This is a genomic window from Streptomyces sp. CB02056 (genome assembly GCF_001905545.1).
In the GTDB taxonomy this organism is placed as follows: domain Bacteria; phylum Actinomycetota; class Actinomycetes; order Streptomycetales; family Streptomycetaceae; genus Kitasatospora.
Genome location: NZ_LIPD01000014.1, coordinates 138245 through 153599, shown reverse-complemented (window position 1 = coordinate 153599; position 15355 = coordinate 138245). Strand labels below are relative to the sequence as shown.

14 protein-coding genes are annotated in these 15355 nt (G+C 74.5%); 11 read left to right on the top strand and 3 right to left on the bottom strand.

The window, feature by feature from the left end; translation table 11 throughout:
- Positions 1-17 precede the first annotated feature (17 nt).
- Both AMK13_RS32520 and AMK13_RS32515 read right to left on the bottom strand, forming a co-directional pair.
- A complete protein-coding gene (locus tag AMK13_RS32520) occupies positions 18-353 on the bottom strand; it encodes a hypothetical protein (RefSeq protein WP_074005250.1) in 336 nt (111 codons plus the stop codon).
- Between the two features lie 227 nt (positions 354-580).
- On the bottom strand, positions 581-1579 hold the full coding sequence (locus AMK13_RS32515; protein ID WP_074005249.1) for an FAD-dependent oxidoreductase: 999 nt from the start codon (positions 1577-1579) through the stop codon (positions 581-583).
- 126 nt (positions 1580-1705) lie between these two features.
- On the opposite strand from AMK13_RS32515, the gene AMK13_RS32510 reads away from it, so the two are divergent.
- On the top strand, positions 1706-2614 hold the full coding sequence (locus AMK13_RS32510) for a LysR family transcriptional regulator (RefSeq protein WP_241853129.1): 909 nt from the start codon (positions 1706-1708) through the stop codon (positions 2612-2614).
- Between the two features lie 98 nt (positions 2615-2712).
- Here the strand turns inward: AMK13_RS32510 and AMK13_RS32505 are convergent, their stop codons facing one another.
- On the bottom strand, positions 2713-3198 hold the full coding sequence (locus AMK13_RS32505; protein ID WP_049656984.1) for a cysteine/serine endopeptidase inhibitor: 486 nt from the start codon (positions 3196-3198) through the stop codon (positions 2713-2715).
- Between the two features lie 260 nt (positions 3199-3458).
- On the opposite strand from AMK13_RS32505, the gene AMK13_RS32500 reads away from it, so the two are divergent.
- From AMK13_RS32500 to AMK13_RS32455, 10 genes are all read left to right on the top strand, one after another.
- Positions 3459-3650, top strand: coding sequence for a hypothetical protein (locus AMK13_RS32500; RefSeq protein WP_049656983.1), 192 nt, complete (start codon positions 3459-3461; stop codon positions 3648-3650).
- 554 nt (positions 3651-4204) lie between these two features.
- The gene (locus AMK13_RS32495) at positions 4205-5206 is read left to right on the top strand and encodes a TauD/TfdA dioxygenase family protein (protein WP_074005247.1); all 1002 of its coding nucleotides are present in this window, start codon (positions 4205-4207) and stop codon (positions 5204-5206) included.
- Between the two features lie 38 nt (positions 5207-5244).
- Complete coding sequence (locus AMK13_RS32490; RefSeq protein WP_074005246.1) at positions 5245-6483, top strand: ROK family protein; 1239 nt, start codon at positions 5245-5247, stop codon at positions 6481-6483.
- Between the two features lie 98 nt (positions 6484-6581).
- Positions 6582-8168: an ABC transporter substrate-binding protein gene (locus AMK13_RS32485; protein ID WP_074005245.1), complete on the top strand. Its 1587-nt coding sequence runs from the start codon at positions 6582-6584 to the stop codon at positions 8166-8168.
- 20 nt (positions 8169-8188) lie between these two features.
- Positions 8189-9133, top strand: coding sequence for an ABC transporter permease (locus tag AMK13_RS32480; RefSeq protein ID WP_049655646.1), 945 nt, complete (start codon positions 8189-8191; stop codon positions 9131-9133).
- A gap of 4 nt (positions 9134-9137) precedes the next feature.
- On the top strand, positions 9138-9986 hold the full coding sequence (locus tag AMK13_RS32475; protein WP_074005244.1) for an ABC transporter permease: 849 nt from the start codon (positions 9138-9140) through the stop codon (positions 9984-9986).
- On the top strand, positions 9983-11593 hold the full coding sequence (locus tag AMK13_RS32470; protein ID WP_074005243.1) for a dipeptide ABC transporter ATP-binding protein: 1611 nt from the start codon (positions 9983-9985) through the stop codon (positions 11591-11593). The genes AMK13_RS32475 and AMK13_RS32470 overlap by 4 nt, the downstream gene beginning before the upstream one ends.
- Before the next feature lie 50 nt (positions 11594-11643).
- Positions 11644-14046 carry an arylsulfatase gene (locus tag AMK13_RS32465; protein WP_074005242.1) on the top strand — a complete coding sequence of 801 codons (2403 nt, stop codon included), beginning with the start codon at positions 11644-11646 and terminating at the stop codon, positions 14044-14046.
- A gap of 173 nt (positions 14047-14219) precedes the next feature.
- Positions 14220-14873, top strand: coding sequence for a 4'-phosphopantetheinyl transferase family protein (locus AMK13_RS32460; protein ID WP_074005241.1), 654 nt, complete (start codon positions 14220-14222; stop codon positions 14871-14873).
- 86 nt (positions 14874-14959) lie between these two features.
- Positions 14960-15343 (top strand): barstar family protein, encoded by a 384-nt coding sequence (locus tag AMK13_RS32455; protein WP_074005240.1) that lies wholly within the window; start codon positions 14960-14962, stop codon positions 15341-15343.
- Positions 15344-15355: the final 12 nt, after the last annotated feature.

Genomic DNA, 15355 nt, shown 5'->3' with positions numbered 1-15355 from the left:
TCACTGGCTGTGGAGACTCACTGGATGTAGAGCTCCCAGGTCTCCACGCCGTTGTCCCAGATCTTCTCGATCCTCATCGCGATGGCGCTCCCGAGGCCGTACAGCACCCAGTACGCGGCCTCGGCGGCGAACTGGGAGTTGTACCGGCCGACCCAGTGCCAGATGTCGAGCGCCTGCGCCGACGCGCCTTCCTGGACGGCGGGCGCCGCGACGGGCGCCGGCGCGGCGTGCGCCGGGGCGGCGTGCGCCGGGGCGGGGGAGGCCGCGGCGGCGTAGGCCTGGGCGGTACCGCCGACGAGAACCGCGGCCGCGAGAGCCGCGCTGAGCGAGGCCGCTCCGATTCGCCTGTTCATGACAAGTGTCCCTTCTGGGCGTTCCACGTGAACAGCCGGTCACCCGGGGCCGATCGGTCCCGCCCCGACCCGGCTGCGGGGTGCGGTGGCAGTCACAGACTGGCATCCGACCGCCACGCTCGGGCATCGTGGAAAACCGCGAACTTGGCACGGTGGGCGTCCGGCCGAAGGCCCCCGAGCGGCGCCGCGACGGCGCGCTCGGGGGCCGGTACGCACCCGTGACGGGGTCAACTCGCCGCAGCGGCCGCCAGTTCGGCCGCGGCGTCGGCGCAGCCCCAGCTGAGCGTGACGCCGGCGCCCCCGTGGCCGTAGTTGTGGACGGTCCGGCCGTCCGGCTCCGCCTCGAGGCGGGGACCGCCGTGGCGGGCGGGCCGCAGGCCGACGACGTGGCCGAGGACGCGGGCCTCGCGCAGTGCGGGGATCCGGGCCGTGCAGCGGGCGAGGATGGCCTCGGCGGTGGCCGGATCGGCGACGGTGTTCCAGTCGTCCGGTTCGAAGGTGCCGCCGAGGACGACGTCGGTGCTGCGGGGGTGGATGTACGTGTAGCCGGCCGGGTCGTCCTGGATCCGGGTCGAGGTGGGCAGGCCGGGGTTGCGGACGAGGACGAGCTGGCCCCGGATCGGGTGCACGGCCGGGTCGTCGCAGAGCTGCCGGGCGCCGATCCCGGTGGCGTTGACGACCACGGGCGCCCAGGCGCGGGCCTGGTCGAGGGTGTCGAGGCGGCGGTGGACGATCCCGCCGCCGTTGTCGACGAACCGGCCGAGCAGCCAGGGCAGGTAGAGCGGCATCTCGACGGCGGGCGCGGTGAACGACCAGCCGTCCGCGCAGTCCGCTCCGCGTTCGGCGGCCGTCAGCCGGCGCAGGTCGGGGACGGCGTCGCCCCACCAGGGCTGGCCTGCCGACTGCCGCTCGTGCTCCAGCATGCGGGTGCTGCGCATCGAGACGCCGGGCACGCCCTCCTCGGCCTGGCGGGCGAACTCCGCGAAGGCCGTCGCGGACCAGTCCGCCACCCGGCCGCCGGTGCCGGTGGCGACCGGGAACCAGACGGCGGCGGCCACCGCCGAGGTCGTCGACAGCAGCCCGTCGGCCGTCACCACGACGACCCGAAGTCCCTTCTCCTGCAGGCGTATCGCCGTGGTGAGCCCGATGATCCCGCTCCCGACCACGACGACGTCCATCACGCCGTCCACCGTGCCGCCCGTCGCACCGTCCGTCGTGCCGTCCATCGCGAACCCCTCCCTCGGAGGCCGCCCGCCGGGTGCCGGCGGCCCTCACCAGGAAAGCGGCTCGCGCCGGAAGCCGTCCAAGACCGGTTCTGTCCGGAAGCGATAAGCCGCCCTTATCATCGCCGGATGGATCTGCGGATGGATCTGCGGCGCATGCGCTACTTCTCGGTGCTGGCGGAGGAGTTGAACTTCACCCGGGCCGCCCGCCGGCTGCACGTGGCGCAGCCGGCACTGAGCCAGCAGGTCAAGGCGCTGGAGCGGCAGCTGGGCGTGGAGCTGGTCGAGCGCACCAGCAAGGGCTGCGCGCTGACCCCGGTCGGGCGCGCGGTCGCCGAGGAGGCCCGGCGGGTGCTGCGGGAGGTCGCGGCGGCCGAGGAGCGGGTCGCGGCGGTGGTCCAGGGGCGGGAGGGGCGGCTGCGGGTGGCGTACACCCGCTCCGCCCGGGGCGGGGTCTGCGACGCCCTGGTGACGGAGTTCCGCAACCGCTACCCGCGGCTGGACGTCGCCCTGCAGACCGGCTGGACCTCGCACAACGTCGCCGAGCTGCTCGCCGGGCGGCTGGACGCGGCGTTCGTCCGGCCGCCGCTGGACGTCCCCGGGCTCGACTGCCGGATCGTCGCCGAGGAGGAGCTGCTGCTCGCCGTGCCGGCCGGCCATCCGCTCGCCCGCACCCGGGCCCGGATCGGCCGGCACCGGATCGCGGACGAGCCGGTGGTGCTCTGGCCGCGCCAGAACGGGCCCGGGATGCACGCGCTGATCACCGGGCAGCTGTGGCCGGGCCGGTCGCCGCGGATCGTGCGGGAGGAGCCGGACGACGAGCAGCTCCTGCTGGCGGTGGCGGCGGGGTACGGCATCGCGCCCATCCCCGAGGGCCGGGCCCGGGTGTTCCGGATCCCCGGCGTCTGCCTGCGCCGGCTGACGGCCCCGGTGCCGACCGTCACGCTGGGGCTGGCCCACGATCCGCGGACGGCTCCCCCGGCCGTCCAGCTGCTGCTGGCGATGGCTCCGCGGCTCACGGGGTCCGCGGGCGCCTGACCGGACGCGGGAGGAGGACCGGACGCGGAGAGACCGGGCCCGCCCCCGTCATGCCGCGGGGGCGGGCACGGCCGTCGGGGGCCGGCGTCGGGGCCGGCTCAGCCGATGGTGGAGCCGGTGACCGGGGCGGAGAGCTCGACGGTCTCGCCCTTGAGCCCGGTCTTGACGAACTGCCAGCTCAGGCCGGTGATGACGCCCTTGTCCAGCGGGGCCAGCTTGGCGAAGGCGGGCTGGCTGAGGTCGATGTGGGTGGAGTCGCAGGAGGGACACTGGTCCTTCACCGGGACGGTGACGGTCTTGCCCTGGTAGGTCACCTTGACCGAAATGCCCTTGCAGACCGGGTCGTTGTTCGGGTTGGCGGTGGTCCACCAGGTGTGCGAGACGGCGACCAGCATCTGGGTGGAGGCGTTGATCTGGGTGCCGCAGGCGCCGTAGCCGGCGTCGGTGTAGTAGGTGGCCTTGCCGGTCATGGGCTGGTTGATCGGTATCGCCGCGCTGGCGGAGCCGGCCGTGAGGGCGATCAGGGCGGCCGCGGCGAGCGGAGCGCCCGCGAGGATCCTGAGGTTCTTGCCGATGGCGCGCATGGTTCGTTCCCTTCGGTTGCCGTGAAGGTCATGAGCATGACAGGCAGAAGTCGGCACATTCGTACGGAAGTTCACCGACCGAACGCCTTTGTGGAGGAAACGTATGCGCCTGACCGCAAGGTGGTCCAGACCTCCGCGATGTTGGCATGAACACAAGGCAAGAATCTTTACCAATGCGGCCGAAGGGGCGAAGATGCGTGACCGCCCTGCCACGGAGGGTGTTGACAGGCCGTCACCCGAGCCCCCGGAGGCCCCCTCAGATGCGCACCTCGCTCGTCGCCCTGCTCCTCGGCAGCGTCCTGCTCCCGACCACCGCCCCCGTCACCGCCGGCGCCGCGCCGCGCGAGGTGAACCAGGGCTACAGCATCCCGGTCGCCGGCGTGACCGACCTCGGCGCCCTGCCCGTCCTCGCCAGTCTCGGGCTGGACTTCGCCCGTCTGCTCGGGCAGTAACGACCGCACCGCCGTCACCGAACGTCACAGCCGCACCGGTATCCGGGCAGGCGTCGGCCCCGAGGCGGGAACCGCCCGCGCCGGCCCGGATTACTTCCGCTCCGAAAATTAGTAACCCCGCCCCCGGGCCACAAGCCCGAACGCCCGCCCGCAGCGCGCCCGCCATCCCCCCGTCATCCGCCGCAACACCCGGCAAGCGGCCGCAAGCCGCCGCAACGAAGCGGCAACGCCCTTTCCCACCAGCCAAGATGACGATTGACAGGGGCCCGGGCGGTTCAGCACGATGAGGCCCGAGCCCATCCGCAGCGACCAGGAAGGAGGGCCGATGGCCACCGTCGTCCGCCCCGTCCCCCGCCGCTGCCCGCGCCGCTGTTGTCGCGGCGCCCTCGCCCGCTGACGTCCGCCGAAGCGGACCGTCACGCCCCCGTACGCCCACTGCCCGCCGTGCGGAGCCGTACGCCCACCGCCGCCTGACGCCGCTCCGCGCACCCGCCATTCGTCACGCTGCGTAGCCGTATCCGCCGTCGCCACACCCGTCCCGAAAGGGCCCCGCCATGACCACCGCCCCCGCCTCCCCCGCCTCCCCCGCCGAACCGACCACCGCCGACGCCACCGCCCCGACCGCGCTCCGCCTCACCCCCGTCGCCGGCCGGATCGGCGCGCTCGTGCACGGCATACGCCTCGGCGGCGACCTCCCCGCCGGGACCGTCGCCGCCCTGGAGGCCGCCCTGTACGAGCACAAGGTGCTCTTCTTCCGCGGCCAGCAGCACCTGGACGACGCCGGGCAGGAGGCCTTCGCCCGGCTGCTCGGGCAGCCGGTCGGCCACCCCACCGTGCCCAGCGCGGACGGCCGCTACATCTTCGAGCTGGACGCCACCAAGGGCGTGCGCGCCAACAACTGGCACACCGACGTCACCTTCGTCCCGTCCTACCCCAAGGCCTCGATCCTGCGCTCCCTGGAGGTCCCGCCGGCCGGCGGCAGCACCGTCTGGGCCAACACCGCGGCCGCCTACCGGGACCTGCCCGCCCCGCTGAAGAAGCTCGCCGAGAGCCTGCGCGCCGTCCACACCAACGACTACGACTACGCCGCCCGGCTCGCCCTGCGCCCCGAGCTGGCGGACAACGCCGAGGTCGCCAGGCTGTTCCGGGACGTGTTCGTCTCCACCGCCTTCAGGACCGAGCACCCGGTGGTCCGGGTCCACCCGGTGACCGGTGAGAGGACCCTGCTGCTGGGCGCCTTCGCCCAGCGCGTCCAGGGCGTCTCGGGCGACGACAGCAAGGCCCTGATCGACCTCTTCCAGCGCTACGTGGAGCGCCTGGAGAACACCGTCCGCTGGGACTGGCAGGTCGGCGACGTGGCGATCTGGGACAACCGCGCCACCCAGCACTACGCGGTCGCCGACTACGGCGACGAGCCGCGCCTGGTGCGCCGGATCACCCTGGACGGCGACCTGCCGGTCGGCGTGGACGGCACCCCGAGCCGGCTGCTGGAGCCCGCCGACCCGCCGCGGGTGCCGGGCCTGGTGCCCGCCGAGGAGCTCGAAGCGGCCAACTGACCGGGGCCGCGAGGGACCACGGCAGAAGATCCGCGCCGATGACCACGTCCACCGCCCCGCGCGCCGGCGACGACCGCCGGGACGCCAACGCCTCCGCCGTCCTGCGCACGGTGCTCGACCACGGGCCGATCGCCCGCAGCCGGGTCGCCGCGCTCACCGGGCTCAGCGCCTCGGCCGTCTCCCGGCAGGCGGTGGACCTGGTCCGGCTCGGACTCCTGCACGAACGGCCCGAGTTGGCGGCCGCCGGCGCCGGCACCCTGGGCCGCCCCCAACTGCCGCTCGACCTCGACCCGGACCGCCTGGCCGTGGCCGGGCTGCACATCGGCCTGCCGTTCACCACCGTCGCGCTGCTCGACCTGCGCGGCCGGGTGCTGCGGCGCAAGGAGGTCCCGCACCGCGGCCGGACCGGCCCGGAGCTGCTGCGCCCGCTGCTGGCCCGGCTGCCCCGGCTGATCGACACCCTGCGCGGCGACCGTACGGTGGTCGGCCTCGGCGCCGTCACCGGCGGCTCCGTCGACCCGGCGGCCGGGGTGGTCGTCCGGCACGATCCGCTGCGGTGGCGGGACCTGCCGCTGCGCGAGCAGCTGACGGCCGCCACCGGACTGCCCGTCCAGGTGGACAACCACGCCCGGGCGCTCACCCTGGCGGAGATCCTCTTCGGCCACCCGGCGGCCCGCCGCAGCATGGTCCAGCTGTTCGTCGGCCACGTGGTGGACGCGGCGCTCGCGGTCGCGGGCACCGTCCACCTGGGCCCGCCCTCGGCCACCGGCGACCTCGGCCACCTCCCGGTCTCCGGGACGGTCACCGACCCGGACGCGGACAGCCGGGAGCGCTGCCACTGCGGGCGGCTCGGCTGTCTCTCGGTGGCCGCCTCGGACACCGCGCTGTTCGCGGCGGCCACCGCCGAGGGGGTCACCGCCGGACCGGACCGGGCCCAGCTGATCGCCGCCGTCCGGCGCGGCGACCCGACGGCCGGCCGGCTGGTCCGCAACCGGGCCCGGATCGTCGGCCGCGCGCTCGCCCTGCTCGCCGACGTGGTCAACCCCGACCTGGTGGTGCTGACCGAGACCTTCGCCCTCCTCGACCCGGCCCATCTCGACGTCGTCCGGGCCGAGTTCGCGCTCCGCTCGCACCTGCACCGGGACGCCGGCCTGCTGATCGCCCAGCCGCGCGGCCGGGACGTGCTCGCCGTGGCCGCCGGAGCGCCGGTGCTCGGCGAGCTGTACGCCCGGCCGGTCCACGCGCTCACCGCACCCCGCGCCGCCCACCGTCCCTAACCGCCCCCGATCCCGCGAAACCGCCCCGATCACCCGCAGCCGCCCCCGACCCCGCGAAACCGCCCCCGATCACCCGCAGCCGCCCCCGAAGGACCGCCATGACCGCGCTCCCCCGTCCCCCCGCCCCGAGCCGCCGCGCCCTGCTGCGCGCGGGCCTCGCCGGCACCGGACTGCTGACGCTCGCGGGCTGCCGCTCGGCCGTCGAGCACGCCCGGAACGCGGCCGGTGCCGTGGACGCCGACTCCCCGCGCCGGGGCGGCGTGCTGACCGTCGCGACCGGCATCGACATCACCCCGAGCCTGCTCTTCGCCGTGAGCGCCAACACCCTCGTCCAGCGCCTCGCCTTCAACACCCTCACCCGGTACGACGACCGGCTCCGGCCGCAGCCCGAGCTCGCCACCGCCTGGGAGGTCTCGCCGGACGGCCTGAACGTGACCCTCGAGCTGCGCGAGGACGTGCTGTTCCACAGCGGCCGCCGGTTCACCGCCGACGACGTCGTCTTCGCCGTCCGGAACCTCCAGAACCCGGCCCGCTCCGCCCAGTTGAGGTCCACCGCCGCCGCCGTCACCGACTTCCGCAGGAACGGCGACTTCGAGCTGACCCTGGTGCTCGCCCACCCGGTGAGCAACCTCTTCGACCTCTTCGAGTTCATGATCGTCCCGGACCGGGAGAGCATCGAGGACGCCGTCGCCGGCACCCGGCTGATCGGCACCGGACCGTTCGCCCTCACCGGGCGCAAGCCCGGCTCCTCGCTCTCCTTCGCCCGCAACGAGCAGTACTGGACCCCCGGCCGCCCCCACCTCGACGGCGTGGAGATCCGGATCATCCCGCAGGCGGAGTCGCTGCTGTCCTCGCTCAGGACCGGCCAGACCCACCTCTCCTACACCGTCCGCGGCAAGGACGCCGCGACCCTGGTCGAGGACCCGCGGTTCCGGATCAGGCAGTACGACACCGGCTCCGGCGCCCACTACATCGGCGTGGACGTCACCGCCGAGCACGTCCGCGACAAGCGCGTCCGCCAGGCCATCGCCTGGGCCGTCGACCGCGACCGGCTCGTCCAACAGGCCCTCGGCGGCTACGGCACCGTCTCCTCGGTGCCCTGGCCCAAGTCCTCCCCGGCCTACACCGAGGCCGGCGCCACCCACTACCGGCACGACCCGGAACGGGCCCGGGCGCTGCTCCGGGAGGCGGGCGCCGAGCACATCACCCTGCCCTTCGCCCACTCCAACGAGGCCGGGCCGACGGCCATCGCGCAGATCCTCCAGTACGACCTCCGGCAGGTCGGCATCGAGACGGTGCTCCAGCCCGCCGACTCGCCGACCATGCAGAAACAGCTGATCTCCCAGTCCATGCCCGCCCTGTGGACGCTCAGCCACGGCTTCGCCCAACTCCAGCCCGCCACCCTCGCGGTGAGCGCCTACCCCTTCAACGAGGCCAGGAACAGCTCCCGCTTCGCCTCCCCCGCCTACACCGACGTGGTGCAGCGCGCCTGGAACCGCAGCGACAGCGACAGCCCCGAGGCCAGGGCCCTCCACCAGCAGATCACCGACGTGCTGCTGGACGAGGAGTTCGTGATCGACCTCGCCATCGCCGGACTGGTCGAGGTCGCGGGCCGCCGGGCCCGGGGCGTCACGCTCAACAAGTTCGGCTACCTCAACCTCGACGACGCCTACCTCACGGCCTGAGCAGGACGGCCCGGAACCCCATGCGCACCTTCCTCCTGAAACGCCTCCCCAGCGGACTGCTCGTCCTCGCCCTCGCCTCCTTCCTGGTCTTCCTCATCCTCCGGCTGATCCCCGGCGACCCGGCCACCACGCTCGCCGGGCCGGACGCCTCCCCCGCCACCGTCGCCGCCATCCGCGGTCGACTCGGGCTCGACCAACCGCTGTTCGGCCAGTACGTCAGCTGGCTCGGCCACCTGCTGAGCGGCGATCTCGGGCCGAGCTACGCGATCGGCGGCCAGGTCTCCGACCTGATCGGCAACGGCCTCGGCGCCACCGTCCAACTCACCCTCGGCGCCCTGCTGCTGGTGGTGCTGATCGCGCTGCCGCTGGGCGTGGTCGGCGCCACCACCAGGCGCGGCCCGGTCGCCGCCGCCGTCCAGGCGGTCACCACCGGTGTGCTGGCGGTCCCGCCGTTCGTCACCGGCGTCCTGCTGGTCCTGCTGTTCGCCGTCTCCTTCGAACTGCTCCCGGCCGGCGGGCACGAGTCCCTGCTCGCCGAACCGGACCTGGCCGTGCAGTACCTGGCGATGCCCGCCCTCTGCCTGGCCCTGCCCAGCGCCGCCGTGCTGGCCCGCTACCTCAAGGACGGCATCGAACGCGCCCTCGCCGAGGACTACGTCCGCACCGCGACCGCGCTCGGCGTCTCCCGACGGCGGATCGTCTGGCGGCACGCCCTGCCCAACGCGCTGCCCTCCGCCGTCACCGTCCTCGGCCTCCAGACCGGCCACCTCGTCGCCGGGGCCGTCCTGGTGGAACGGATCTTCGCCTGGCCGGGCCTCGGCCAGCTGATCGAGCAGGGCGTGCTGCGCCGGGACTACCCGCTGGTGCAGGACCTGCTGCTGCTCGTGGTCGCGGTCTACGTGGCCGTCCAACTGCTCACCGACCTGGCCTACACCTGGCTCGACCCCCGGATCCGCTGGGAGTGACCCGATGACCACCACCGCCCTTCCCCTCAAGCCCACAGCACCGCGCGGCCGTTACCGCGCCGCCCTGCTCAGCCCGCGCGGCCTGACCGGCCTCGTCCTGGTCGGCGCCGTCGCCCTGGCCGGACTGCTCGCACCGCTGCTCACCGGCACCGACCCGAACGCCCAGAGCGCGCTCGCCCTGGCCGGCCCCGGCGCCGCGCACCCCTTCGGCACCGACGACCTCGGCCGCGACCTGTACAGCCGGGTGCTGCACGGCATCGGCACCGACCTCGCGCTGATCGTCACCGCCGTCCCGGTCGGCGCCCTGCTCGGCTGCTCCGCCGCCCTGCTCGCGGCCACCTCCCGGTGGTCCGACCTCGCCGTCCAGCGCGCCTTCGACCTGCTGCTCGCCTTCCCCGGGCTCATCCTCGCCCTGGCCGTCACCGCCGTCCTCGGCCCGGGCCGCTGGCCGGTGGTGATCGTCATCGCGCTGGCCGAGATCCCCGGCTACGGACGGCAGTTGCGGGCCGGCATCCTCGTCCAGCGGGAGCGCGAGTACGCCCTGGCGGCCCGGGTCGGCGGCGCCTCCCGGGCCCGGGTGCTGCTGCGGCACGTACTGCCCAACGCCGTCGACCCGCTGATCGTGCAGACCGCCGTGGCACTCTCGCTCGGCGTGTTCATCGAGGGCGCGATGAGCTTCCTCGGCCTCGGGGTCCGCCCGCCGGAGCCCACCCTGGGCAGCATCCTCAGCCAGTCCGTCGCCTACCTGGCCACCCACCCGACCTTCGCGGCCGCCCCGCTGGCCGCCACCACCGCGCTGGTGCTCGGCTTCACGCTGATCGCCGAGGCCCTGAACCGGGGGATCCGCCGATGACCACCGTGCTCCGCGTCACCGACCTCACCGTACGGTTCGGCGATTCCGACCCCCAGGGCACCACGGCCGTCGACGGCGTCTCCTTCGACCTCGGAGCGGGCGACACCCTGGGCATCGTCGGCGAGTCCGGCTCCGGCAAGTCCACCACCGCGCTGGCGCTGCTGCGGATGCTGCCGCCCGGCGGCCGGATCACCGCCGGCTCGGTCCACCTCGCCGGGCAGGACCTCGCCACCCTCCCCGAGACCGCGCTGCGCGCCCTGCGCGGGCGGCGGATCGCCATGGTCTTCCAGGACCCGATGTCCTCGCTCAACCCCGTGCTCACCGTCGGCCGCCAACTGGACGAGGCACTGCGCGCCCACGGCGGCCCCCTGCGGAAGGCCGAACGGCGGGCCCGGGCCGCCGAGTTGCTCGACCTGGTCGGCATCCCCGACGCCGCCGGCCGACTGCGCGACCACCCGCACCGGTTCTCCGGCGGCCAGCGCCAGCGCATCATGATCGCCCTCGCACTCGCCCACGACGCCGAGGTGCTGGTCGCCGACGAGCCGACCACCGCCCTCGACCCCACCGTCCAGCAGCAGATCCTGCGGCTGCTGACCCGGATCAACCGGGAGACCGGCACCGCCCTGGTGGTGATCAGCCACGACCTCGGGGTGATCGCCCGGACCTGCCGCCGGCTGCTGGTCATGCGGCACGGCCGGGTGGTCGAGAGCGGCGCCACCGCCGAGGTCCTCGCCCGGCCCGAACACCCGTACACCCGGGAGCTGTTGGCCGCCGTTCCGCGCCTGGAGGAGCCCTCCCGGGCGGCCGCCAACAGCACCCCGGGCACCCGGCCGCTGCTCACCGTCCGCGGCCTGACCAAGACGTACGGCTCCCGGCGGCGCGCCGTCACCGCGCTGCACGGCGTCGACCTCGACCTGCACCCCGGCGAGACGCTGGGCCTGGTCGGGGAGTCCGGCTCCGGCAAGTCCACCCTGGCCCGGGCGCTGGCCCAGGCGCACCCGCCGTCCGGCGGCAGCATCCGCTTCCGCGGCGAGGAACTCGGCCGCGGGGCACGGCGCGACGGGCCGCACCGCGAGGTCCAACTCGTCTTCCAGGACCCGTACTCCTCGCTCAACCCCCGGATGACCGCCGGGCAGATCATCGCCGAACCGCTGATCGCCCACCGCCTCGGCGACCGGGAGCAGCGCGCCGCCCGGGTCGCCGAACTGCTGGAGCAGGTCGGGCTGGACCCGACCGTGGCCGACCGCCACCCGCGCGCCTTCTCCGGCGGCCAGCGCCAACGCATCGGCATCGCCCGGGCCCTGGCGCCCGAGCCGAGCGTGCTGGTCTGCGACGAGCCGGTCTCCGCGCTGGACGTCTCGGTCCAGGCCCAGGTGATCGAGCTGCTCGCCCGGCTCCAGCGCGAACTCGGCCTGGCCGTCCTGTTCATCGCCCACGACCTGGCGGTGGTCCGCCGGGTCAGCCACCGGATCGCGGTGATGCACCGCGGCCGGATCGTCGAGACCGGTCCGGCCGACCGGGTCGTCACCGCGCCCGAACACCCCTACACCGCCGAGCTGTTGGCCGCCGTGCCGGGCCTGGAGCCCGCTCCGGCCGCCAGCCGCTGAGCCGGCGCCCGCTGAGCCGCCACCCGCCCGAGCCACCCCCGGAGCACCGTATGAGCACCCCGCCCGACCCGCACCTCCGGCCGACGCCGCAGCCCGACCCGCACCGCCGCGACCCGTACGCGGGCTTCCCCGGCACCGTCGGCCGCACCTTCGCCGAGTCCGTCCCCGCCTGGCCGCGGCGGGTCCGCCCGCGCGAGGGCGCGCCCAACATCGTCGTCGTGCTGATCGACGACATGGGCTACAGCGACATCGGCCCGTTCGGCGCCGAGATCCCCACCCCCACCCTGGACCGCCTCGCCGCCACCGGCGTCCGGCTCGCCAACTACCACACCATGCCGCTCTGCTCCCCCGCCCGGGCGGCCCTGCTCACCGGCCTCAACCCGCACCGGGTCGGCTACTCCTTCGTCGCCAACGCCGACCCGGGCTTCCCCGGCTACGGCATGGAGGTCGCCGGGGACATCCCCACCCTGGCCGAACTACTGCACGACGCCGGCTACGCCACCTACGCGGTCGGCAAGTGGCACCTCACCCGGGACTCCGCCTCCAACGCCGCCGACGACCGCGCCAACTGGCCGCTCCAGAAGGGCTTCGACCAGTACTACGGCGTCCTGGAGGGCCTGACCAGCCTCTTCCACCCGCACCAACTCGTCCGCGACAACAGCCCGCTGGACATCGACGAGTTCCCCGACGGCTACTACTACACCGACGACATCACCGACCAGGCCGTCAAGATGGTCACCTCACTGCGCGCCCACGACGCCGACAAGCCCTTCTTCCTCTACCTCGCCCACAACGCCGTGCACGGCCCGCTCCAGGCCAAGCCCGAGGACCTCGCCCGCCACCGCGGCCGCTACGACGGCGGCTGGGACGAGCTGCGCCGCACCCGCTTCGCCCGCCAGCTGGCCGCCGGACACTTCCCGCCCGGCACCGAGCTGCCCGAGCGCAACTCCGAGGCCGGGTACGAGGTCGGCCCCTGGGACGAACTCACCGACGTCCAGCAGACGTTGTACGCCCGCTACATGGAGGTGTACGCGGCGATGGTCGACAACGTCGACCAGAACCTCGGCCGGCTCACCGACACCCTGGCCGCCCTCGGCGAACTCGACAACACCATCATCGTGTTCACCAGCGACAACGGCGGCACCGGCGAGGGCGGCGCCGAGGGCACCCGCAGCTACTTCAGCCGCTTCGTCCACCACCCGAACCTGCCGACGGACTGGAACCCGGACGTCCGGCGCGAGATCGACCTGATCGGCGGCCCGCGGAGCCTGGTGCACTACCCGCGCGGCTGGGGCATGGCCTCCAACACCCCCTTCCGCCTCTACAAGGGCCAGACCTACGCGGGCGGCGTCCGCGTCCCCTTCGTGCTCTCCTGGCCGGCCGGCCTGCCCCGCGCCGAGGGCGACACCGGCGTCCGCACCCAATACCAGTACGTCACCGACATCCTGCCCACCCTGCTCGAACTCGCGGGCGTGGAACGGCCGTCGGAGCGCCGGGGCCACCCCGTCCAGGAGCTCGACGGCACCGGCTTCACCTCCGTGCTGCGCGACGGCGCCGCGCCCGGCACCCACCACGAGCAGTACTGCGAGATGACCGGCAACCGCAGCTACTACCGCGACGGCTGGAAGCTGGTCACCCTGCACCGCCCGGGCACCCCGTACGACGACGGCGAGTGGGCGCTGTACGACCTGCGCACCGACCCCACCGAGATCCACGACGTCGCCGCCGAACACCCCGACCTGGTCAAGGAGTTGTCCGCCGCCTGGGAGGCCGCCGCCTGGCGCGACGGGGTCTTCCCGCTCGCCGACGGCAGCGGCGCCCTCGCGCTGCGCGGCCCCGAGACCGAGCGGCTGCGCCGCCCCGTCACCCTGCTGGCCGGCACCCCCGAACTGGAACGCTACCGCTCCTCCCGGCTGATCGCCTTCCGCTCCTTCACGGTCGAGGCCGCGCTCGACGGCTACCGGCCGGGCGACCAGGGCGTCCTGGTCTCGCACGGCGACCAGGGCGGCGGCTACAGCCTCTACGTCGAGGACGGCCGGCTGCGCCTCGCCTACAACCAGTACGGCGACCTGCTGGAGGCCGACGGAGGCCCGCTGCCGGCCGGCGCCCGGCTGATCACCCTGGAGGTCACCGCCGTCGCCGACCTCAGATGGGAGTTCCGGCTGCTCGTGGACGGCCTGCCGGTGGGCGACACCGGGGACGGCGCCGCGGCCGGGGCGGAGCCCGCCCTGCTCGGCCCGGTCCACCAGCTGATCGGCATGGCCCCGTTCCAGGGCATCAGCGTCGGCATCGACCGCAAGTCCCCGGTCTCCTGGCCGCTGTACGAGCGGCACCGCTCCTTCCGCTACACCGGCGCCCTGCACTCCGTCACCTACCGGCCCGGCGAGCCCGCGCCGTACGACCCGGAGACGGTGGCCCGGGCGCTGCGCGAGGCGGCGGCCGCCTTCGAGTAGCCGGGCCGGACCGGGCCCAGACCGGCCCCGGACCAGCCGCGGACCGGCCGGTCCGCGCCAGTCGGGCCGGGCCGGTCGGCCATGATCCCCGATCACCCGCCAAGATCCCCCCACCCGGGTTACCCTCGTCCCGCGCGGCAGCCCGGCCGCGCGGCCGACCGAGGGGGGAACGGATGATCGGGGACCTGCTGCCGGACGTCGTGGTGACCGAGGTGGCCTACGAGGACCCGCCGGAGGCCCGGCTGGAGCCCGAGGAGGAGCCCGCCGTCGCCCGGGCCGTCGACAAGCGGCGCCGCGAGTTCACCACCGTCCGGCACTGCGCCCGGGCCGCCCTCGCCCGGCTCGGCGTCCCGTACCGCCCGCTCGTCCCGGGCCTGCGCGGCGCGCCGAGCTGGCCGGACGGCGTGGTCGGCAGCCTCACCCACTGCGACGGCTTCCGCGCGGCGGCCGTGGCCCGAGCCGGCACCCTCGCCTCCGTCGGCATCGACGCCGAGCCCGCGCTGCCGCTGCCGGAGGGCGTCCAGGAGGCCGTCGCGCTGCCGGTCGAGCAGCAGCGGCTCGCCAAGCTGGCCGCCGAGCACCCGGACGTCCCGTGGGACCGCATCCTGTTCAGCGCCAAGGAGTCGGTGTACAAGGCCTGGTTCCCGCTGACGCAGGTCTTCCTGGACTTCGAGGAGGCCGAGCTGGACCTCTCCCCCGACGGCACCTTCACCGCCCGGCTGCTCGTACCGGGCCCGGTGGTCAACGGCCGCCGGCTCGACGGCTTCGACGGCCGCTGGGCGGTCCGGGACGGGCTGCTCGCCACCGCGATCGCCGTCGCCCCCTGACCGGCGACCAGGCCCCGGGCCGTCACCGACCGGCCCTCTGGCCGTCACCGACCGGCCCTCGACCGGGGCGGCATATCCTCGACCCCGTGACGGTGACCTATGTGATCGACGGCGACGAGATCAAGACCCTGGAGGACTTCTGGGACGTGGTCGGGCGGACCATCGGCGTGGACGGCTACTTCGGCCGCAACCTCGACGCCTTCGCCGACTGCCTGCGCGGCGGCTACGGCACCCCCGAGGACGGCGACTGGGTCATCGAGTGGCGCCACCACGAGGTCTCCCGCCGCAACCTCGGCTACCCGGAGACGGTCCGGCAGCTGGAGCTGCGGCTGGCGCGCGCCCACCCGACCAACCGCGCGCGGATCACCGCCCAGCTGGACGCCGCCCGGGCGGGCAGGGGGCCGACGGTCTTCGACTGGCTGGTCCGGATCATCGAGGAGGAGCACCCGGGCAGCCTGCGCCTGGCCTGACCGGCCTTCACC